The following is a 20,445-nucleotide window of genomic DNA, read 5'->3' on the forward strand; positions in this document are numbered from 1 at the left end:
ACGAGCTTCAAGCGGCAAACTACAAGCCGCTCCCCGTTTGCTCCACTTGTAGCTCACGGCTTAACGCCTGCCGCTAAAAACGATGTGAGAGAGAGATGCAGAAAGATCCACACACACACGGCGTGAACATGTCGGCTCTGGGGCGCAAGCGCCAGGGGCTGGACATGGCCAGCGAAGACGTGGCGCTGGAAGTGCCGGGCCTGAACCTGTTCTACGGTGACAAGCAGGCGCTGTTCGACATTCAGATGAACATCCCGAAGCAACGGGTGACGTCGTTCATCGGCCCGTCGGGCTGTGGCAAATCGACCTTGTTGCGCACGTTCAACCGCATGAACGATCTGGTGGACGGCTGCCGGGTGCAGGGCGAGATCAAGATGTACGGCCACGACATCTACACCAAGGGTGAGGATGTCGCCGAACTGCGCCGTCGCGTGGGCATGGTGTTCCAGAAGCCGAACCCGTTCCCCAAGACCGTGTATGAAAACGTGGTCTATGGCTTGCGGATTCAGGGCATCAACAAAAAGCGCACGCTCGACGAGGCGGTCGAGTGGGCACTGCGTGGCGCGGCGCTGTGGGATGAGGTCAAAGACCGCCTGCACGAGTCGGCGCTCGGGCTTTCCGGTGGTCAGCAGCAACGTCTGGTGATCGCCCGCACTATCGCCGTCGAACCTGAAGTGCTGCTGCTGGATGAGCCGTGCTCTGCGCTCGACCCGATTTCGACGTTAAAAGTCGAAGAGCTGATCTACGAACTGAAATCCAAATACACCATTGTGATCGTTACCCACAACATGCAGCAGGCGGCGCGTGTATCGGATTACACCGCTTTTATGCACATGGGCAAGGTGGTCGAGTTTGGGGACACCGATACGTTGTTCACCAATCCGACCAAAAAGCAGACTGAAGACTACATAACCGGTCGTTACGGCTAGCACGTGTTTCGTCAGCCCTGAACCACCGCGCAATCAATCGGACGGACACTCAGCATGATCAAAGACAGCCACACACATCACATCTCCCAGCAGTTCAACGCTGAACTGGAAGAGGTTCGCAGCCACCTGCTGGAAATGGGTGGCCTGGTCGAGAAGCAGGTCAATGACGCGGTCACCGCGCTGATCGAAGCCGATTCGGGCCTGGCCCAACGGGTTCGCGAAGTCGACGATCGCATCAACCAGATGGAGCGCAACATCGACGAAGAGTGCCTGCGCATTCTGGCCCGTCGTCAGCCTGCCGCTTCCGACCTGCGTCTGATCATCAGCATCTCCAAGTCGGTCATCGACCTGGAGCGCATCGGTGACGAATCCACCAAGATCGCCCGTCGCGCCATTCAGCTGTGCGAAGAAGGCGAGTCGCCACGCGGTTATGTGGAAGTGCGCCACATCAGTGACCAGGTGAGCAAAATGGTCCGTGACGCTCTCGATTCGTTCGCCCGTTTCGACGCCGATCTGGCGCTGTCGGTCGCGAAGTACGACAAGACCATCGACCGCGAGTACAAGACCGCGCTGCGTGAGCTGGTCACGTACATGATGGAAGACCCGCGCTCGATTTCTCGCGTGCTCAACGTGATCTGGGTCCTGCGTTCGCTGGAGCGTATCGGCGACCACGCTCGTAACATCTCGGAGCTGGTGATCTATCTGGTGCGCGGTACCGATGTGCGTCACTTGGGTCTGAAGCGCATGCAGGAAGAAGTCGAAGGTCTGTCCGCCGAAATACCTAATGTTCCGGCCTCGCCTGACGATAAGTAAGATTGCCTGAGAAAAAACGCCTGGCGAACGCCGGGCGTTTTTTTTGGGGGATTCAGTCCTTTCAGGCCGCCTATTTTCTGTCACCCGCGAATAAATGTCCCGGTGTCGTCAAACAATTTTGGCAGTTGGCCACCAGCCAGCGATATGCTCGCCATTTGCGGTGAACACGCCATCAGGAGCGTCGATGAGTAAAGTCAGTGTATTGGTGGTGGATGACGCGCCGTTCATCCGCGACCTGGTTAAGAAAGGGCTGCGTAACGCCTTTCCCGGCGTCACGCTGGAAGACGCAGTCAATGGCCGAAAAGCTCAGGTCCTGCTGACCAAAGAGGTCTTCGACCTGGTGTTGTGCGATTGGGAAATGCCCGAGATGTCCGGGCTTGAATTGCTGACCTGGTGCCGTCAGCAAGAAAGCCTGAAAGGCATGCCGTTCATCATGGTGACCAGCCGTGGTGACAAGGAAAACGTCATTCAGGCGATTCAGGCGGGCGTTTCCGATTTCATCGGCAAGCCGTTCACCAATGAACAGTTGCTGACGAAAGTGAAGAAGGCGCTGCACAAGGTCGGCAAGCTGGAGGCCTTGATGTCGTCCGGCCCGGCTCGTGCTGCAGCGGCGTTCGCCAACGACTCTCTAAGCGCGCTGACGGGCAATCGTCCGGAAGTCGTGTCCGCGACGCCAGCGGTGTCTGCTCCGACGCAACCGTTGATCAGGCCCGCCGCTCCGGCCGCGGCGTCGACTGAGCCCACCGGCCGTGGTCAGGGCCAGTTGCGTCTGTCCAGCGGCACTCAGCAATGCGTGATCAAGGCCTTGACGCTGAAAGAGGCGTCGCTGGTCGTACGCCGCAGTGAAACCCTGCCGCAGATTCTGGACAGCGCCGTGCTCGATCTGGAACAGGGCGAGAACGCCGAAGTGGCGCGGTTGAACGGGTACCTGCACGCCATCGCCGCGTTCGAACAGAAACCAGACAGTGACTGGCTGCAACTGACTTTCCGCTTCGTCGACCAAGACACCCAGAAGCTCGACTACCTGTCGCGCCTGATTGCTCGCGGCACAGCGCTCAAGCACTTCGTGCCTGGGGCGTAAGTAAATCCAACTGACCGCAATTACAGGACGGTCACAAAACCTGTGGGAGCGAATTTATTCGCGAAAGGCCGGTGCGGTCGCAGCAGATGTATCGGCTGTACGATTGCATCGCGAATGAATTCGCTCCCACAGAGTCGTTGCAGCCCGACAAGCTGACCAAACGCATTCCCAACTCAGCATAGAAATTGCAAAACCCTTCGCGCCTGACCCTGACGCGATTTCCTTGACGCTTCGTCTATTGCCGATTGATACGGATAAGTCCCGTTCTATCGGCTTCGCTGCTAGGCTGGGCGCCAATCGTCCCTTACGCCAGGCCTATCCCGATGTTAGAGCGCTTGCTGGTCGTGTGTGCATTGCTGCTGGCTGCGCAGTCGGCCTCCGCCATCACCATTTATCGATTCACCGACGCCAACGGCGTGGTCTCGTTTACCGACCAACCCGTCAAAGGCGCCCAGGTGATGAAGCTGCGCGAGCGCATGGTCGAGCACATCGACAGTCAGGTACGCCTGAACGTCAAAAAAGCCAAAGGCACCGACAGTCTTTACGTGCGCAACGACCTGTATGCGCCGGTGGAAATCGAGCTGAAGCTGTCAGGCGTGAAGAACGTCGTTGGCGTCGCCGATCAGGTCATTCGCCGCACGATTCCCGCCCGCAGCAACGAACGGCTGATCGCCCTCAGCCCGCAAATCCCGAGCAAGGCCATGGCCTACAAGCCGAGCTTGCGCTCGATTGTCGGCGACCCGCAGCGGGGCCTTGTGAGCAACGTGGGAGGGTATCGTTATCCGCTGCCGTGGGTCGGCGGGCCATTCCGCATCAGCCAGGGCCCCAACGGCGCCTACAGCCATGTGGGTGCGAGAAGCCGCTACGCCATCGACATCGCCATGCCGGAAGGCACACAGATCATCGCCGCGCGCAGCGGGACCGTGATCAAGACCGAGAACAGCCAGACAGGCCGAGGCGCGAACCCCTCAGGCAACTTCGTGCGCATCCTTCACGACGACGGGACGATGGGCGTGTACCTGCATTTGAAGCAAGGGTCGGTCAGCGTGAAGGAAGGGCAGCGCATCGTGGTGGGCACGCCACTGGGGCTTTCCGGCAACACCGGCAACAGCACTGGGCCGCACCTGCATTTCGTGGTGCAGCGCAACGTCGGGCTGGCGCTGGAGTCAATCCCCTACGAATTCGCCCAGCCAGTGCAGAGCCTGCCGAATTTTGCGATTGGCGGGAATTGATACTGGTGCGGCGGGGCGTGTCTCTGTAGGAGCGAATTCATTCGCGAGAGGCCGGTGAAGCCAACACATCCCCGTCGGATGTGTCGCCGCGTCGCGAATGAATTCGCTCCCACAGGTTTTCCATATCGTTCGGGCTTACATCAATCCAGCTTCAACACCTTCGCCAGCACGATCTTCGGGCCCTTCATCTTTTTGATGATGATGCGCAGCCCTTCGACTTCCATGACTTCCTCTTCCTCAGGCACGCGCTTCAGGCTGTCGTAAATCAGGCCGGCAAGGGTTTCGGCCTCGACGTGGTCCAGATCGATGCTCAGCAGCCGCTCGACCTTGAACAGCGGCGTGTCGCCCCGCACCAGCAGTTTGCCCGGTTGGTACGCGAGGATGCCGCGCTCGGCCTTGCGGTGTTCGTCCTGAATGTCGCCCACCAGCACTTCCAGCACGTCTTCCATGGTCAGGTAGCCGATCACCTTGCCGTCGGCTTCCTCGACCAGCGCAAAGTGCGCGCCGCCCTGACGGAACTGCTCCAGCAGGCGCGACAGCGGCATGTGTTTGGACACGCGCTCAAGCGGACGGGTCAGCTCAGCGAGGTCGAACGCTTCCGGAAGGTGATCCAGCGCCGCCAGTTCCAGCAGCAGGTCCTTGATGTGCAGCAGGCCGACAAATTCGCCACGCTCGGCGTCGTACACCGGATAGCGGCTGAACTTGTGGCGGCGGAACAGCGCGAGGATTTCCTTGAGCGGTGCGTTGAAATCCAGCGTGACGAGGTCTTCGCGGGAGTTTGCCCAGTCCACCACTTCCAGCTCGCCCATTTCCACGGCTGACGCCAGCACACGCATGCCTTGGTCGCTCGGGTCCTGGCCCCGGCTGGAGTGCAGGATCAGCTTGAGCTCTTCGCGGCTGTAATGGTGCTCGTGATGCGGGCCAGGCTCGCCCTGGCCTGCAATGCGCAGGATACCGTTGGCGCTGGCGTTGAGTAGGTAAATCGCCGGGTACATGGCCCAGTAGAACAGGTACAGCGGCACCGCCGTCCACAGCGACAGCAGCTCTGGTTTGCGAATGGCCCAAGACTTGGGCGCCAGTTCGCCAACCACGATGTGCAGGTACGAAATCACGAAGAAGGCGGTGAAGAACGACACGCCTTTGACGACTTCCGGCGAATTCACGCCCAGCATTTCCAGCAGCGGCGCCAGCAAATGCGCGAACGCAGGTTCACCGACCCAACCCAGGCCAAGGGAGGCGAGGGTGATGCCCAGCTGACAGGCCGAGAGGTAGGCATCGAGTTGACTGTGAACCGTGCGCAGGATGCGGCCGCGCCAGCCGTTTTTCTCGGCAATGGCTTCCACGCGTGTAGAGCGCAGTTTGACCATGGCGAACTCTGCCGCAACGAAGAAGCCGTTGAGCAGGACCAGAATCATTGCGAAGAGAATCATGCCGAAGTCGGCGAAAATCGAAGCGAGGCTAATACCAGGGGAAGGGTCCATGATGGAGTTTTGCAGGTTCCGTTTTGATAAGGGACGTCATAAACCCCCACGAATCGGGGGCATAAGCGCAGCAATTTAGCGGCTATCCACGTGCTTTGCTAGGGCTTGGTCATTTGCGCGGGAGCGAAGTTGCAGATAAATACGCTGCCTTTGCCCAACACACTGTTGATCTCCATTGCGCCCCGATGGCGCAACAGCACGTGCTTGACGATGGCCAACCCCAATCCGGTGCCGCCCGTATTTGAAGCACGGCTGGAATCAACACGGTAGAAACGCTCGGTCAAGCGTGGGATGTGCTTGGGATCGATGCCGATGCCCGAGTCCTGGACGCTCAGGTGTGCGCCACGTCCGTCAGCCCACCAGCGCACGCGTATCCTGCCGTCGGCGGGGGTGTATTTCACGGCATTGAAGATCAAGTTGGAGAACGCGCTTCGCAACTCCGCTTCGCTGCCTTTGAGGTTCACGTGGTCTTCGATATCCAGCGTGATCTGCTGATTCTTGCTGCCGGACAACGCCTGCGCGTCACTGGTAATGGATTGCAGGAGGGCGGGGACCGACACGGGCTGGTTGTCCGACGGGTAATCGGTGGCTTCGAGCTTCGCCAGCAACAGCAGGTCGTTGAGCAGGGTCTGCATGCGGCCACCTTGCTGGTTCATCTGCTGCAACGCACGCAGCCAGCGAGGGTTCACGTCTTCGGCGTTATCGAGCAGGGTTTCCAGATAACCACAGATCACCGTCAGCGGCGTGCGCAGCTCATGGGACACGTTGGCGACGAAGTCCTTGCGCATCTGTTCCAACTGATGAAGGCGGGTGACATCGCGCACCAGCATCAGGTGCTCGTTGTTGCCGTAGCGGGTGATCAGCATCTGAATGCGCAAGCGGTCATTCACCGGCGATGGAATCTCCAGCGGCTCGGCGTAATTGGCTTGCTCGAAATATTCCTTGAAGCGCGGGTGGCGCACGAGGTTGGTGACCGGCTGACCGCTGTCTTGAGGGGTTTTCAGGCCCAGGAGGGTTTCAGAAGCGCGGTTCCACCATTCCAGGTTGCCATCGCTGTCGAGCATGATCACCGCGTCTTTCAGTGCTGCCGTGGACTCCTGCACGCGATCGATGACCGCTTGCAGACGCCCCCGCACGCGTTGGTCGCGGCGTTGCAGGTGATAAATGCTGTCGAAGACGTCGCCCCACAGGCCGTAACCGTCAGGCGGCGGCTCGTCGGGTTTGTGATGGCGCAACCAGTCGTGCAGGCGCAGCAATTGTTTGAGGGTCCAGGCCAGGTACAGACCCAGAGCGACAGCCAGGCACGCGCCGTAATGCCCACTGATCAGCCCGGCCAGCAGTGCGGCCGTGACCAATAGCAGCAGATGGCGGATCAGGGTGCCATGCCAGTTGTGATTCAATTAACGCGTCCTTGTTTTCAGCGAATGGCGAATCCGCTCCCAAAAGCGTGCTCAGCTTTTGGTGGAGAAACGGTAGCCAGTACCGCGGACGGTTTGTACCAGATTTTCATAGGCATCGCCGAGGGCTTTGCGCAGACGACGGATATGAACGTCCACGGTGCGCTCTTCAACATAAACGTTGCCGCCCCAGACCTGATCGAGCAGTTGCCCGCGGGTGTAGGCCCGCTCCTGGTGCGTCATGAAGAATTGCAGCAGGCGGTATTCGGTCGGACCCATCTCAGCAGGCTTGCCGTCGATGGTCACGCGGTGGCTGATCGGGTCGAGCAGCAGACCGCCAACTTCGATCGGCGACTCGCCGTCGTTCGGACCCGCACGACGCAGCACGGCCTTGAGGCGCGCGACCAGTTCGCGGGGGGAGAAAGGCTTGGTGATGTAATCATCGGCGCCGACTTCAAGCCCCTGGATCTTGTTGTCCTCTTCGCCTTTGGCGGTGAGCATGATGATCGGGATGTCGCCGGTCAGCTCGTCGCGCTTCAAACGGCGCGCCAGCTCGATGCCGGAAGTGCCAGGCAGCATCCAGTCGAGCAGAATCAAATCGGGTTTGCGGTCGACGATGACGGCGTGAGCCTGTTGAGAGTTCTCTGCCTCCATGCAGTCATAGCCGGCCATTTCCAGTGCGACGGCGATCATCTCGCGAATCGGCGCTTCGTCGTCGACGATCAGAATGCTCCTGCCAACCATGCCTCGAACCTCATGTCATTTAACTGTCTTGGGGCGCATTAGATAACGGAATTATTGCAGTCGTGTGACAGGTTAGTTCGAATGAGGCGGGATGTCTGGCCTCGCGCTAGACTGTCGGTCCTGTCCTACAACAAATGTCTAAATATCGACGAACAAAAAGAGGATGTACCGATGGCTAAAATTTCTTCCGCATTCATGAGCCTTCTGGCCGCTGCTGCCGTGGCCTCGTCCGGCCTGGCGTTCGCTGCCGCGCCGGCAATGACCACTGGGGGCGTGCTGACAGACCACAAAGGCATGACCCTCTACACCTTCGACAAAGACACCTCAGCCGGTAAGTCGGTGTGCAACGATCAGTGCGCGACCAACTGGCCACCGTTGACCGCCAGCGCCAGCGATAAAGCCGAGGGTGACTGGACCATCATCAAGCGTGACGACGGCGCTTCCCAGTGGGTCTATAAAGGCAAACCGCTGTACACCTTCAAGGCCGACAAAGCCGAGGGTGACAAAACCGGCGATGGCAAGGGCGACGTCTGGCACGTGGCCAAGCCTTGATCTGAGGCTTGAACCTGCGCTGTCCCGCAACGGGTCAGCGCAGCGCGTAGTCCACGACAATTCCGACGAAGATCGCCAATCCCGCCCAGTGGTTATGTAGAAAGGCTTTGAAACAGGCTTGCGGGTCTTTGTCCCGCGTCGACCAGAACTCCCAGGCGAAACACCCGGCGGCCAACAGCAGGCCGAGGAAGAAATACAGGCCCAACTCGAAACGTGAGCCGGCCAGCATCAGGCAGAACAGCGCCAGGCCCTGCAGCGTCAGGATGATCACCCGGTCCGCATCGCCGAACAGCACCGCCGTGGATTTCACGCCAATCTTCAAGTCGTCTTCGCGGTCGGTCATCGCGTAATAGGTGTCGTAGCCCACGGTCCACAGCAGATTGGCGATGTACAGCAGCCATGCGGCAGCAGGCAGATCGCCGGTCTGCGCCGTGAACGCCATCGGCATGCCCCACGAAAACGCCGCCCCCAGCACCACTTGCGGGTAATAGGTGTAGCGCTTCATGAATGGGTAGGTTGCCGCCAGCGCCAGGCCGCCAAACGACAGCCAGATCGTGGTGGCGTTGGTCAGCAAGACAAGACCAAAACTCAGCGCCACCAGAATCGCGAATAGCGCCAGCGCTTCCTTCGACGTGACTTTGCCACTCACCAGCGGGCGTTGCTCGGTGCGTTTGACGTGACCATCGACCTTGCGGTCCGCGAAGTCATTGATCACGCAGCCTGCAGCACGCATCAGAAACACGCCGATCACGAAAATCAGCACATTACCCAGCGACGGCGAGCCTTTGCCCGCGATCCACAACGCCCACAGCGTCGGCCACAGCAGCAGGTAAATGCCGATCGGCTTCTCGATGCGCATCAGTTGAATGAAGTCCCACGCGCGAGGGTGCAGCCGGGAGAGGGCTTTGAGCAGCGACAGGTACATCAGCGGCGCTCCTGATGGGAATCGGCAATGTGATGGATGGCGTGCCAGACCGTCGGCAAAAACACTTCAGCCACCAGAATGCTCAACGGGCCGCGGCTGAAGCATGAGCGTCGCCCCCAGAGACCGGGCGCGACATCGGCGTCGGGCAGCCATGGCGCGGGGTATTGGCAGATTTGCAATGGGCCGCGTGCGAACGCGCGGTCGCTGAACAACAATTCGCCCAGCGAGCGCGTGCCCAGTTCATCCATGTGCAGACCGTCCCGCTCCAGCGCGGCACGACCGGCCACGCTGCGGGCGAACACCCATTTTTCGCCATGACCCAGCAGGTAAACCTCTCGCACCCAGCCTTCGCTGCCATCGGGCAAGTCCAACGCCGCGCATTCGTCGGCACGCAGACGTTGCCAGCCCTCGAACAACGGCATGACGCTAAAGCCATCGTGAGAGAGCCGGGTCAGGCGGCGGGTCAGGGAGTCTTCGTGGAACAGCCATTCGAGGACGACGGTGTCAGGCGCTTCGATCAGTTGATCACGCGACAGCCAGTGAGGGGAGGGGCATGCAGGATTTTGCTGGATCACAGTGAGCAGATATTGGCAGCAATCGAGGCGGCGAGCTTAGCATGATTGACGATTCTGGCCGACGACCGGAGCGGGCCATAAGCGTCGATGAAACTTGCGTCATCGCCCTCCGATCAGTAAAACGCCCTGACCCATTCGAAAAAGTGCGACGACCGCCAAACGTCTGGGCCCGTCCAGCCTGAGAACCGAGAGAACCGACTGATGAAAAAGTGGCAATGCATTGTCTGTGGCCTGATTTACAACGAAGCCGACGGTTGGCCCGATGACGGCATTGCACCCGGTACCCGCTGGGAAGACGTGCCGGAAGACTGGCTGTGCCCTGATTGTGGGGTCGGCAAGATGGATTTCGAGATGATCGAAATCGCCTGATTTTTGTTTTCTGACTGACTTTGGAGAAATGAATGAACGCGCCTGTGGTGATCATCGGAACTGGCCTGGCGGGCTATAACCTCGCCCGCGAATTTCGCAAGCTCGATGGCGAAACCCCGCTGTTGCTGATCACCGCCGATGACGGTCGTTCCTATTCCAAGCCCATGCTCTCCACCGGGTTTGGCAAGAACAAGGAAGCCGACGGACTGAGCATGGCCGAACCCGGCGCGATGGCCGAGCAATTAAAGGCCGAAGTGCGCACCCACACCCGCATCAGCGGCATCGACCCCGGCCACAAACGCCTGTGGATCGGCGAAGAGTCGGTTCACTACCGCGACCTGATCCTGGCGTGGGGCGCGGAAACCGTGCGCGTGCCAGTCGAAGGTGACGCGAGCGATGCGATCTTCCCGATCAACGATCTGGAAGACTACGCGCGTTTTCGTGCAGCCGCGTCGGGCAAGCGTCGCGTGCTGATTCTGGGCGTTGGCCTGATTGGCTGCGAGTTCGCCAACGACCTGATTCTTGGCGGTTACGAGGTCGACTTGGTCGCGCCGTGCGAGCAAGTCATGCCGACCTTGCTGCATCCAGCGGCTGCGGCTGCCGTGCAGGCAGGGCTGGAAAGTCTCGGTGCGCGTTTCCATTTGGGACCCGTATTGAGCCGCCTGACCCGGACTGAAGACGGCCTCGAAGCGCACCTGTCCGATGGCGAAGTGTTGCAGTGCGATCTGGTGGTTTCGGCCATTGGGTTGCGCCCGCGTGTCGACCTCGCGGCGGCAGCGGGTCTTGAGATCGGGCGCGGCGTGGTGGTCGATCGTCACCTTAAAACTTCTCACGCCAACATTTATGCGCTGGGCGATTGCGCCGAAGTCGATGGCCTCAACTTGCTGTATGTGATGCCACTGATGAGTTGCGCCCGTGCGTTGGCACAAACCCTCGCCGGGACGCCAACTGCCGTGAAGTACGGCCCGATGCCGGTCACCGTCAAAACCCCCGTTTGCCCGCTGGTGGTTTCGCCGGTGCCAAAAGGGCTGGAAGGCATCTGGAGCGTCGAAGGGCAAGGCGCTGACATCAAGGCGCTGTGCCACGACGCGAGCGGCAACCTGCTGGGCTACGCGCTCACCGGGGCGGCGGTGGTGGACAAACTGGCGCTCAACAAGGCACTCCCGCCACTCTTGGCGTAAATACTTGTCGTTCTGTCGGATAAGGCACGTTTTTGTTGCTACAAACGTCGCTCCTGCACTGGCGCGGGATTCTGCAGCATGCCATCCTCATTCCGGTCTGCCGCTACGTAGAGCCGTCGCGGCACCTGCTCGCTGCCCGCCAGGGCCGCACGGGACATAAAAACAAAAAACCGTAAAAGAGGCTTCATATGCGTAAACCAGAACTCGCAGCCGCTATTGCTGAAAAAGCAGATCTCACCAAAGAACAAGCCAATCGCGTCCTCAATGCCGTCCTGGACGAAATCACCAACGCCTTGCACAAAAAGGACAGCGTCACCCTCGTGGGCTTCGGCACTTTCCTGCAACGCCATCGTGGCGCACGCACGGGTAAAAACCCGCAGACGGGCGAGCCGGTGAAAATCAAAGCAAGCAACACCGTAGCGTTCAAGCCAGGCAAGCTTCTGAAAGACACTGTTAACCCGTAATAAATCGCTGGACGCCTTGCGGAAGGCGAACGGCAGCCAATGGGCATACCTGCAAAAGCGGGATGCCCATTTTTATTGCCCGCGATATACGGAGCGCTGTCTATCCCGCCATTTTGCGACCAGCAGGTTCTGCTCGTTCACCTCGTCTTCAAGCTCGCTACACTGGCGCTCAACGCTGTATTCGCACGTGTCGGTAGAGGCCTTGAACATGAAGTTTCGCTTTCTTCTCTGGATGCTGGGCCTGTTGATGGCGCGCGCCAGTCGCACTAACCCGGCTTTTCAGCAACAACTGGCGGGCAAAGACCTGACGTTTCAGTTGCAGACGCAGGATGGCAAGGTTGCACGGCATTTTGTGGTGCGCGATCAGCGCGTCAGCAGCCAGCGTGGCGCGGTGGCCGCGCCCGCCTTTGCGATTTCGTTCAGGGATGCCGCCTACGGTTTCGCCACGATGCAGGCGAAGAACAAGCAGTTGGCGTTCATGCAGGGGATTCAGGACAAGAACATTCAGGTCACCGGCAACACCGGACTGGTGATGTGGTTTCAGGGCCTGACGAAGTATTTGAAGCCGAGGAAGAAGAAGGCGTAATTCTGTAGGAGCGTGGCTTGTCCCGCGATCGGGGACGCAGTCGCCGTGAAATCAGCTGATGCGGTCTCTCAGACAGTCAGAGTCTGCCGGTTTTACTGTCGGTGCCCGACAGATCGCGGGACAAGCCGCGCTCCTACAGTATGTAGGGCGCAGCAAGTATTCGGCTTAATGAAACTGCGACGCCAACTCGCGTAGCAACACTTCGGCTTCCAGCACTTTCTGCACCACGTCTTCAGCTTTTTCGCGCGGCAATTGCAGACGCTCGAACAGCTCATCCGGAATGCTTTCCATCGGGCCAGACCCGATGCCTTCCTTGCGCAGCAATCGCACCGCCAGACATACCAGGTTGGCGTACTTGTGGTGTTCGCCGTCGTAATGCGGGTCGTGCTGGAAGCGCAGGGCTGTGGCCAGCTCGTCGGGCATGTCCCAATTGCGCATCAGCCACGCACCGATCTGCTCGCGGGTAATGCCCAGCAAGTGCTGTTCCACGAAACTGTGGTGCAGGTGCGGGTTGACCTCGATCTGGCGACAGATCAGCGAAAAGTGCGGCGGGAACACGTGGGCCAGCAGCAGGTAACCGAAATTGTGCAGCAAGCCCGCCAGGTAGGTCAGGCCGCTCTCAGGACGCTCTGCGCGTGGCATTGCACGGGTGAGGCCCTCGATGACCGCTGCTGTGTAGATCGACTGCTGCCAGTACGGCGTCGCGTGCTGCGGGTGATCCTTCGGCAATTCCAGGGTTTTGCCCAGCGCCAGGCCCAAGGCCAGGTTGATCACCAGATCGAAACCCAGCACGCGAACAATGGCATCTTCAACCGAGCGAATCTTGCCTGCCGAGCCGTAATAGGGCGACGCGGCCCAGCTCACCACCTGGGCGGCCAGCGCTGGGTCTGTTTCGACGACGCCGGTGATGTCATCAATCGTGGCATCCGGGTCGACCCGCAGCTTGATGATCTTCTGCGCGGTGTCGGCCAGCGGCGGGATTTCCACGGTCGCTTCCAAGCGCTGCTGGATGCGGCGCGCAGTGAAGTTCTGCACGGCTTTGGTGATTTCCTCGCGGTCGTCGTCCGGGCGCTTGAGGTTCGGCGTGACGGTCGAGACCAGGTGGCCAAACGTGGCGGCGCTGGCCTTGCTCAGGAGCGTCTTGAAGTCATCGCTGCTGATTTCCAGCAACAAACCCGGCTCGCCAGACTCGATCAGTACGGTCGGCTCCAGCAGGAGGCGTTCGTCGTACAGGCACGGTGAGCTGGTCAAGGCGGGAAGGGCAGGCAGGCTGCGCAGGTTGTTCTTGCTGAGCATCTGGTCCAGATGATCCTGCGAAACCGCTGTCAGTTTGCGGCCGGTCAGCTCGGTAATGCGATTCAGGTCCAGCAGTTGGTTTTGCGGAAACAGGACCAGCAGCGCGCCGACGGTGTCATGGGCCAAGATGGCCTGCACCTTTTGCGCAGTGGGAAGTGTGTCGTCGTCCATGACTTCGCGGAAGTTGATGGCAGCTTTGCCAAGCAACTGTCGAATGACAGACGGGGCGTGTTGGGTTGCGTCGATTTGGGCAACTTCTGTCATGGCCTGTATCCAGATTCCTACAATTGCTGAAGTATAACCAGCTTGGTTGTTCTATAGGTGAGACACGTTCCGATTGCCGACCACTTCACACTTGCCCGTATTGCTGGCCGTGGCGCAACCAGCGTTCCAGCAACGGACTCACGTGTGCTGGCCAGCGTTCGAGCAATGCCTGGGCAGCGTCTCGGACTGCCGGCAGCAGATCAGCATCTCGCATCAGGTCGGCGACCTTGAATTGCAGCAGGCCTGTTTGTCGCGTACCGAGCATCTCGCCCGGGCCGCGTAGTTCGAGGTCTTTTTCCGCAATCACGAAACCGTCGTTGGTCTCGCGCATGATCCCCAATCGCTGTTTGCCGATCTGCGACAGAGGTGGATGGTACAACAGCACGCAATGGCTGGCTGCACTGCCGCGTCCCACTCGTCCGCGCAATTGGTGCAATTGCGCCAGTCCCAGTCGCTCGGGGTTTTCGATGATCATCAGGCTGGCGTTGGGCACGTCCACACCGACCTCGATCACAGTGGTGGCGACCAGCAACTGTAAATGGCCTTGTTTGAATTCGGCCATGACGGCGGCTTTCTCGACCGGCTTCATGCGACCGTGGATCAGCCCCACCTTGAGTTCGCCAAGGGCACTGGTCAGTTCTTCGAACGTGGTCTCGGCGGCTTGGCAGGTCAGCTCTTCAGATTCTTCGATCAGCGTGCACACCCAGTAAGCCTGGCGCCCTTCAGCGCAGGCGTTTCGAACACGTTCGACGACTTCGATCCGGCGGCTGTCAGCCACCAGCACGGTGTTGACTGGCGTCCGACCGGGCGGCAGCTCATCAAGGATCGACGTGTCGAGGTCCGCGTAAGCGCTCATCGCCAGCGTGCGCGGGATGGGTGTCGCCGTCATGATCAGCTGGTGCGGGCACATCCGACCGCCGACGCCTTTCTTGCGCAGGGCCAGACGCTGTTGCACACCAAAGCGGTGCTGCTCGTCGATGATCACCAAGGCCAGGTTCTTGAACTGCACTTCGTCCTGAAACAACGCATGGGTCCCGACCACCATGGGCGCACCGTTGGCGATCTGTTCAAGCGACGCAGCCCGAGCCTTGCCCTTGAGCTTGCCTGCCAGCCACGCGGTTTCAATGCCCAAGGGTTCGAGCCAGCGGGTGAAATTGATGAAGTGCTGCTCGGCGAGAATCTCGGTCGGCGCCATCAGTGCGACTTGATAACCCGCTTCCAGGGCCTGCAACGCAGCGAGGGCCGCGACAACGGTCTTGCCCGCGCCCACATCGCCCTGAATCAGCCGCAGCATGGGTTCCTGCTGGCTGAGGTCGTAGGCGATTTCCTTGCCGACCCGCTGCTGGGCCCCCGTCGGTGGAAAGCCGAGGTTCGCCAGAAACTGCTTCGGTAGCTTTTTAGCCAGGGGCAGGGCGGGGGCGCGCTGGGAGCGCAGGCTTTCGCGCAGGCGTTGCTGGGACAATTGGTGCGTCAGCAGTTCTTCGAAGGCCAACCGGTGCTGGGCCCAGTGATGGCCGAGTGCGAGTTCTTCGACATCGGCGTCTGCCGGTGGGTGGTGCAGATAATGTATGGCGTCCGACAGCGGGGCGAGTTGGTAGTCCCGCGCCAGCTCGTCGGGGAGCCAGTCAGGCAGGCTTTTCGGGCCGAGCATGCCGAGGCTTTGCTGGCACAACTGGCGCAATCGCTGCTGTGTGAGGCCTTCGGTCAGGGGATAAATCGGCGTGAGCGTCTGCTCCACGGCGACGTGCTCTTCACCGGTGATGGCGCGGTATTCCGGGTGATAGATTTCCAGCCCCGACGCGCCGGGCCTCGCTTCGCCGTAGCAGCGCACGTGGGTGCCACGCTTGAGGCCGTCTTTCTGCGCGTTGCTGAAGTGATAGAAACGCAGGCTCAGCACGCCTGTGCCGTCACCCAATCGCACCAACAGGCTGCGACGCTTGCCCATCACCACGTCAGCGCCGCTGACCACCCCTTCGATCACCGCGTCCTGCCCCGGCCGCAACGCGCCGATGGGCACGACACGGGTGCGATCCTGATAGCGCAGGGGCAAGTGAAACAGGACGTCCTGAATGTTTTCCAGGCCGACCCTCGCCAGCTTTTCGGCCATGGCCTCGCCGACGCCCTTGAGCGCCGTGACCGAGACGTGGGACAGCTCAGTCATACCGCCACTTAGCTCGCTTCGGCCTGGGCTTTAGGGCGCGCAACCGAGCACAGGCGGATCGAGTCAGCCAGGATTTCGATGGCTTTAGGCCGTGGGAAACTGGCACGCCAAGCGATGGCCACTGTGCGGAACGGCACAGGTGGCGACAGCGGACGGACCTCGATCACGCCAGGCGCGTAGTGGTGACTGTCCACAGCGGACATCGGCAGAATTGAAACCCCAAGCCCCGACGCAACCATGTGACGGATGGTTTCCAGCGAACTGGATTCGACCGTGGTGTGCTTGGCGCTGTCGCCGCCCTTGACCAGCGTCGGGCAGGCTTCGAGGACCTGATCGCGGAAACAATGGCCTTCGCCCAACAGCAGCAGGCTCTTGTCGTTCAGCGCCGAAGCGTCGATGGTGGCTTTCTGGGTCCACGCGTGGTCGGCCGGCATCAGCACGTAGAACGGCTCGTCGTACAGCGACATGGTCAGCACGTCGGCTTCGTTGAACGGCAGAGCGATGATGATCGCGTCGAGTTCGCCGTTGCGCAGCTTGTCGCGCAGCACGTGAGTGAAGTTCTCTTCGATGTACAACGGCATTTGCGGGGCGACCCGATGCAGTTGCGGAATCAGATGAGGGAACAGGTAAGGCCCGACGGTGTAAATCGCGCCGACTTTGAGCGGGGCGGTCAGTTGGTTCTTGCCGGTCTGGGCGAGTTCACGGATGCCTTGAGCTTGTTCGAGCACCTTCTGTGCCTGAGCCACGATGCCCTCGCCAACCGGCGTAAGACGTACCGCACTCTTGCTGCGCTCGAAAATCAGCACACCGAGTTCATCTTCCAGCTTCTTCACGCCCACCGACAGCGTCGGCTGGCTGACATGGCACCGCTCGGCCGCGTGGCCGAAATGCTGCTCTTGAGCGAGGGTAACGATATAGCGCAATTCTGTGAGGGTCATAGCGTGCGTCCATGAAGTTGCGGCCCCAGCATAGCGGGTGCAATCGATAGACGCACGTTATCAGGCACTCTGTCATTGTAAAAACGTCGTTTCAGCGTTTATCCAACGAGTAAACGAACGGCGCAACGACTTCGAGCGTGCCGTTGTTGAGCAATTCCGGTGGCGGCTTGGGCAGCGGCTGAGCGCGACGGATCATTTCCAGCGTCGCCCGATCCAGTGCCGCACTGCCCGAACCCCCCGCGATTTCGTACGACAGCACGCGACCTTCACCATCGACGACGAAGCGCAAACGGTTGATGCCTTGCATGCCGCGACGACGCGCGTCTTCCGGGTACTTCTTGAATTTGCTCAGGTGACGCAGCAGGTCGCCCTGCCAGCTCGGCAATGCGGTGCTCGGCGGCGCAGGCGGGGCCTGTTCCGGGGCGGCGGATTTTTCCGGCTTGGCGTTGGACGGCTGAGTGTCTACCGGTTTTTCATCGGCAGGCTTCTCTTCCTTCGGCGGCTCGACCTTCTTCACCGGTTTCGGCGGCTGAGGCTTGGGCTTCGGCTTGACCGGTTTCGGAATCGCGATTTCGGGTTTTGGCGCTTCGGCGATAGGCGGAATCGGCAGTTGCTCTTCAGGCGCAGGGGGCTGCGGCGGTTGAACGACTTTCGGCGGTGGCGGCGGTGCTGGCTCGGGAACAGGCGCCAGCTCGATCATCATCGCGGCCGGTGGCAGTTCGACGGCCTGCGGAGAGGACCACCGCAGGGCGACGAGAATCGCCACGGCGTGGACCGCCAGCACCAACAACAGACTACCGCTATAGCGCGTCAGTTTTTGGCGCGTATTGATCATTTCTTACCAACCGTCTCAAGACCCACCAGGCCGACTTTCAGGTAACCGGCGCCGCGCAGAAGGTTCATCACCTCCATCAGATCGCCGTAATCCACGCCTTTGTCGGCCTGGAAGAAGATCGTCGTGTCCTTCTTGCCTTTTGTCTTGGCGTCCAGCACCTGACCGATCTGCTCGCGAGCGACCTTTTCGTCGCCCAGGTACAGGCTCTGGTCGGCCTTGACGCTCAGGAACACTGGCTTTTCGGGTCGGGGCGCGGGTTTCGCCGTGGAGGCGGGCAGGTCAACCTTGATGTCGACCGTGGCCAGCGGCGCCGCCACCATGAAGATGATCAGCAGCACCAGCATGACGTCGATGAACGGCGTCACGTTGATTTCGTGGTTCTCGGCGAGGTCATCGCCACCTTCGTTAAGATGCAGGCCCATGGTTTACCCCATTTTTACCATGTGCGGCTGTTGGGCACGTTCAACGGCGGGCTGGTGATCCAGATCGCGGCTGACGAGCAACAGAACCTGCGCCGACGCATCGGACACTTGCGCCTTGTAGCCTGCGATGGAGCGGGCGAAGACGTTGTAGATCACCACCGCCGGAATCGCGGCGACCAGACCCAGTGCCGTAGCGAGCAGGGCTTCGGCGATACCCGGCGCTACGACGGCGAGGTTGGTGGTCTGAGTCTTGGCGATGCCGATGAAGCTGTTCATGATGCCCCACACGGTGCCGAACAGGCCCACGAACGGCGCGGTGGAACCGATGGTGGCGAGTACGCCGGTGCCCATGCTCATGTTGCGACCGCACGCGGCAACCAGACGCTCCAGACGGAAGCTGACGCGTTCCTTGATGCCCTCGCGTTCGCGGCTGTTCACCGACAGGTGCATTTCTTCGAGGGCGTCATGAACCAGAAGATTGGCGAGCGTGCCTTGCTTCTTGGCACCGGCGCTGGCTTCGTCCAGAGTACGCGCGCGTTTGAGGGCGGCGATTTCGCCCTTGAGGCGACGCTTCGCGCCCAGCAGTTCGAAGCCTTTGGCGATCCAGATGGTCCACGTGATGATCGAGGCGATGGCCAGGCCGATCATCACGGCTTTGACGACAATGTCGGCGTTTTTGTACATGCCCCACGGCGACAGGTCATGGGACATACCCAGGCTGTTGTCTTGTGCAGCGGCTTCAAGCGACTCGGTCGGTGCGGCAGGGTCTTGAACGGCAGGCGCCGCCGAGGTGTCCACTGGGGTGGCGGTTGGCGCGGCCGATTGCACGGCAGGCGTTTGCGCGGGGGCATTGGAGTCGGCGAAGGCAATGGGTGTCAGCATCAGGCTGAACAACACCGCTGCGAGTGCGCGAACTGCGCGTGGCAGACCTGAAGACATAGTGGGGGAAGCGGGGGATTGAGTGCGTGTCATGCTGGCCCGACCTGATATTGAAAAGGTGTTTCGTTCTAAGTGCGTCGCGCTGGCGCGAGGCGAGCGGAGGAGAACAAAGGGCCGGTATTATTGCAAGTAATTCTTGTTAACAAAAGTAATAGAGTATCTTTTTTTAACACGAACGCGTCCCGGTGGTCGCTTTTTGGCCCGGAATCATGGGCTCAAACCTATTTTTGATGTGGAGATTGTCATGGCAACGCCATCCGTTTTGATTGCCGGATGTGGCGACATCGGAGGGCGTCTGGCCTCCCGGTTGCTGCAACAGAGATGGTCGGTGCATGGACTGCGCAGGAACGTGGCGAAATTGCCGCAAGGCGTACGGGGCGTCAGTGGTGATCTGTTCGATGCGCGGATTCCGGAGCAATGGCCTGAAGGGCGAATCGATTATCTGGTGTATTGCGCAACTCCCACGGAGCGGGATGAAGCGGGTTACCGGGCGGCGTACGTGCAGGGATTGCGCAACGTGCTGGGCTGGATCGCGCGCAGCGGGCAGAAACCACGGCGGGTGCTGTTCGTATCAAGCAGCAGTGTGTATGGGCAGCAGCATGGGGAATGGATTGACGAAACCTCTCCAGCCGAGGCTTCAGGATTTTCCGGACAGATCATGCGCGAGGCTGAACAGGTGGCGCTCACCAGCGGCTGGCCTGCGAGTGTCGTCCGTCTCACCGGCATTTACGGGCCGGGTCGCAGTGATTTGATGAACCGGGTACGTCAGGGCTACAGCGTGGCTGTCGAGCCGCCTTTGTATGGCAACCGGATTCACGCCGATGATGCAGCGAATCTGTTGGCGTTTCTGCTCCAGGCCGATGCTGACGGGAGGGTGCTGGAGGACTGCTACATCGGTGTCGACGATGCCCCCGCGCCATTGGCGGAGGTAGTGGACTGGATGCGTGAGCGGTTGGGCGTTACGCAGTGGTCGGACGAAAACACCGTCCGCCGCACCGGCAGCAAACGTTGCAGCAACGCCAGGGCAAGAGCGCTGGGCTGGGTGCCGCAGTACGCGAGTTATAAAGAGGGGTATGAGGCGCTGTTGGCGGGGGAAGCCTCGTAACAGCCAACGTGAACTCAGCATTGTAGGAGCGAATTCATTTGCGAATGGTCGACCCCAGACGATACATCTCTATCGGCTGGGAGATTTTGGCGCATGAATTCGCTCCCACAGGTGGGTCCGCTCTAGCGTCGGACACCGCCTAGTAGGCGATCGAGG

The 20,445-nt window shown here is 60.4% G+C and carries 21 protein-coding genes; 10 read left to right on the forward strand and 11 right to left on the reverse strand.

The window, feature by feature from the left end:
* Positions 1-95 precede the first annotated feature (95 nt).
* From pstB to GVN17_RS04420, 4 genes are all read left to right on the forward strand, one after another.
* On the forward strand, positions 96-929 hold the full coding sequence (gene pstB / locus GVN17_RS04405; RefSeq protein ID WP_166594018.1) for a phosphate ABC transporter ATP-binding protein PstB: 834 nt from the start codon (positions 96-98) through the stop codon (positions 927-929).
* Positions 930-983: 54 nt separating this feature from the next.
* Positions 984-1,742 (forward strand): phosphate signaling complex protein PhoU, encoded by a 759-nt coding sequence (gene phoU, locus GVN17_RS04410; RefSeq protein ID WP_166594019.1) that lies wholly within the window; start codon positions 984-986, stop codon positions 1,740-1,742.
* A 184-nt stretch (positions 1,743-1,926) separates the two neighbouring features.
* A complete protein-coding gene (locus GVN17_RS04415) occupies positions 1,927-2,823 on the forward strand; it encodes a response regulator (protein ID WP_166594020.1) in 897 nt (298 codons plus the stop codon).
* Positions 2,824-3,146: 323 nt separating this feature from the next.
* Positions 3,147-4,055 carry a M23 family metallopeptidase gene (locus GVN17_RS04420; protein ID WP_166594021.1) on the forward strand — a complete coding sequence of 303 codons (909 nt, stop codon included), beginning with the start codon at positions 3,147-3,149 and terminating at the stop codon, positions 4,053-4,055.
* Positions 4,056-4,195: 140 nt separating this feature from the next.
* Here GVN17_RS04420 and GVN17_RS04425 read toward each other — a convergent pair whose 3' ends face one another.
* The 3 genes from GVN17_RS04425 to phoB all read right to left on the reverse strand — a co-directional run bounded on the left by GVN17_RS04425 (position 4,196) and on the right by phoB (position 7,677).
* Positions 4,196-5,536 carry a hemolysin family protein gene (locus GVN17_RS04425; RefSeq protein ID WP_166594022.1) on the reverse strand — a complete coding sequence of 447 codons (1,341 nt, stop codon included), beginning with the start codon at positions 5,534-5,536 and terminating at the stop codon, positions 4,196-4,198.
* 98 nt (positions 5,537-5,634) lie between these two features.
* On the reverse strand, positions 5,635-6,936 hold the full coding sequence (gene phoR, locus GVN17_RS04430; protein ID WP_166594023.1) for a phosphate regulon sensor histidine kinase PhoR: 1,302 nt from the start codon (positions 6,934-6,936) through the stop codon (positions 5,635-5,637).
* A 51-nt stretch (positions 6,937-6,987) separates the two neighbouring features.
* Positions 6,988-7,677: a phosphate regulon transcriptional regulator PhoB gene (gene phoB, locus GVN17_RS04435; RefSeq protein WP_062379821.1), complete on the reverse strand. Its 690-nt coding sequence runs from the start codon at positions 7,675-7,677 to the stop codon at positions 6,988-6,990.
* Positions 7,678-7,848: 171 nt separating this feature from the next.
* On the opposite strand from phoB, the gene GVN17_RS04440 reads away from it, so the two are divergent.
* Positions 7,849-8,229: a hypothetical protein gene (locus GVN17_RS04440; protein ID WP_166594024.1), complete on the forward strand. Its 381-nt coding sequence runs from the start codon at positions 7,849-7,851 to the stop codon at positions 8,227-8,229.
* A 34-nt stretch (positions 8,230-8,263) separates the two neighbouring features.
* Here the strand turns inward: GVN17_RS04440 and ubiA are convergent, their stop codons facing one another.
* Positions 8,264-9,154, reverse strand: a complete 891-nt coding sequence (gene ubiA / locus GVN17_RS04445; protein WP_166594025.1) for a 4-hydroxybenzoate octaprenyltransferase — start codon at positions 9,152-9,154, stop codon at positions 8,264-8,266.
* The gene (locus GVN17_RS04450) at positions 9,154-9,729 is read right to left on the reverse strand and encodes a chorismate lyase (protein ID WP_178115699.1); all 576 of its coding nucleotides are present in this window, start codon (positions 9,727-9,729) and stop codon (positions 9,154-9,156) included. Before GVN17_RS04450 ends, ubiA begins: the two co-directional genes overlap by 1 nt.
* Before the next feature lie 201 nt (positions 9,730-9,930).
* Here GVN17_RS04450 and GVN17_RS04455 point away from each other — a divergent pair, with 201 nt between their 5' ends.
* The 4 genes from GVN17_RS04455 (at position 9,931) to GVN17_RS04470 (ending at position 12,329) form a co-directional block, all read left to right on the forward strand.
* Positions 9,931-10,098 carry a rubredoxin gene (locus GVN17_RS04455; protein WP_108236219.1) on the forward strand — a complete coding sequence of 56 codons (168 nt, stop codon included), beginning with the start codon at positions 9,931-9,933 and terminating at the stop codon, positions 10,096-10,098.
* A gap of 32 nt (positions 10,099-10,130) precedes the next feature.
* The gene (locus tag GVN17_RS04460) at positions 10,131-11,279 is read left to right on the forward strand and encodes an NAD(P)/FAD-dependent oxidoreductase (protein ID WP_166594026.1); all 1,149 of its coding nucleotides are present in this window, start codon (positions 10,131-10,133) and stop codon (positions 11,277-11,279) included.
* Positions 11,280-11,467: 188 nt separating this feature from the next.
* A complete protein-coding gene (locus tag GVN17_RS04465; protein WP_166594027.1) occupies positions 11,468-11,743 on the forward strand; it encodes an HU family DNA-binding protein in 276 nt (91 codons plus the stop codon).
* 208 nt (positions 11,744-11,951) lie between these two features.
* Positions 11,952-12,329: an SCP2 sterol-binding domain-containing protein gene (locus tag GVN17_RS04470; RefSeq protein ID WP_166594028.1), complete on the forward strand. Its 378-nt coding sequence runs from the start codon at positions 11,952-11,954 to the stop codon at positions 12,327-12,329.
* A gap of 165 nt (positions 12,330-12,494) precedes the next feature.
* Here the strand turns inward: GVN17_RS04470 and GVN17_RS04475 are convergent, their stop codons facing one another.
* From GVN17_RS04475 to exbB, 6 genes are all read right to left on the reverse strand, one after another.
* Positions 12,495-13,889 carry an aminoacyl-tRNA deacylase and HDOD domain-containing protein gene (locus GVN17_RS04475; protein WP_166594029.1) on the reverse strand — a complete coding sequence of 465 codons (1,395 nt, stop codon included), beginning with the start codon at positions 13,887-13,889 and terminating at the stop codon, positions 12,495-12,497.
* Between the two features lie 85 nt (positions 13,890-13,974).
* Positions 13,975-16,050, reverse strand: a complete 2,076-nt coding sequence (gene recG / locus GVN17_RS04480; RefSeq protein ID WP_166594030.1) for an ATP-dependent DNA helicase RecG — start codon at positions 16,048-16,050, stop codon at positions 13,975-13,977.
* An 8-nt stretch (positions 16,051-16,058) separates the two neighbouring features.
* Entirely contained in the window at positions 16,059-16,988 is a 930-nt protein-coding gene (locus GVN17_RS04485) for a hydrogen peroxide-inducible genes activator (RefSeq protein ID WP_166594031.1), read from the reverse strand.
* 91 nt (positions 16,989-17,079) lie between these two features.
* Positions 17,080-17,823, reverse strand: a complete 744-nt coding sequence (locus GVN17_RS04490; RefSeq protein WP_166594032.1) for an energy transducer TonB — start codon at positions 17,821-17,823, stop codon at positions 17,080-17,082.
* Positions 17,820-18,245, reverse strand: a complete 426-nt coding sequence (gene exbD / locus GVN17_RS04495; RefSeq protein WP_166594033.1) for a TonB system transport protein ExbD — start codon at positions 18,243-18,245, stop codon at positions 17,820-17,822. Before exbD ends, GVN17_RS04490 begins: the two co-directional genes overlap by 4 nt.
* Before the next feature lie 3 nt (positions 18,246-18,248).
* Positions 18,249-19,217 (reverse strand): tonB-system energizer ExbB, encoded by a 969-nt coding sequence (gene exbB / locus GVN17_RS04500; RefSeq protein ID WP_166594034.1) that lies wholly within the window; start codon positions 19,215-19,217, stop codon positions 18,249-18,251.
* A 211-nt stretch (positions 19,218-19,428) separates the two neighbouring features.
* On the opposite strand from exbB, the gene GVN17_RS04505 reads away from it, so the two are divergent.
* Positions 19,429-20,289 (forward strand): SDR family oxidoreductase, encoded by an 861-nt coding sequence (locus GVN17_RS04505; RefSeq protein ID WP_166594035.1) that lies wholly within the window; start codon positions 19,429-19,431, stop codon positions 20,287-20,289.
* Positions 20,290-20,445: the final 156 nt, after the last annotated feature.

This window comes from Pseudomonas sp. SLFW, from assembly GCF_009905615.1.
Taxonomy (GTDB): domain Bacteria; phylum Pseudomonadota; class Gammaproteobacteria; order Pseudomonadales; family Pseudomonadaceae; genus Aquipseudomonas; species Aquipseudomonas bambusae.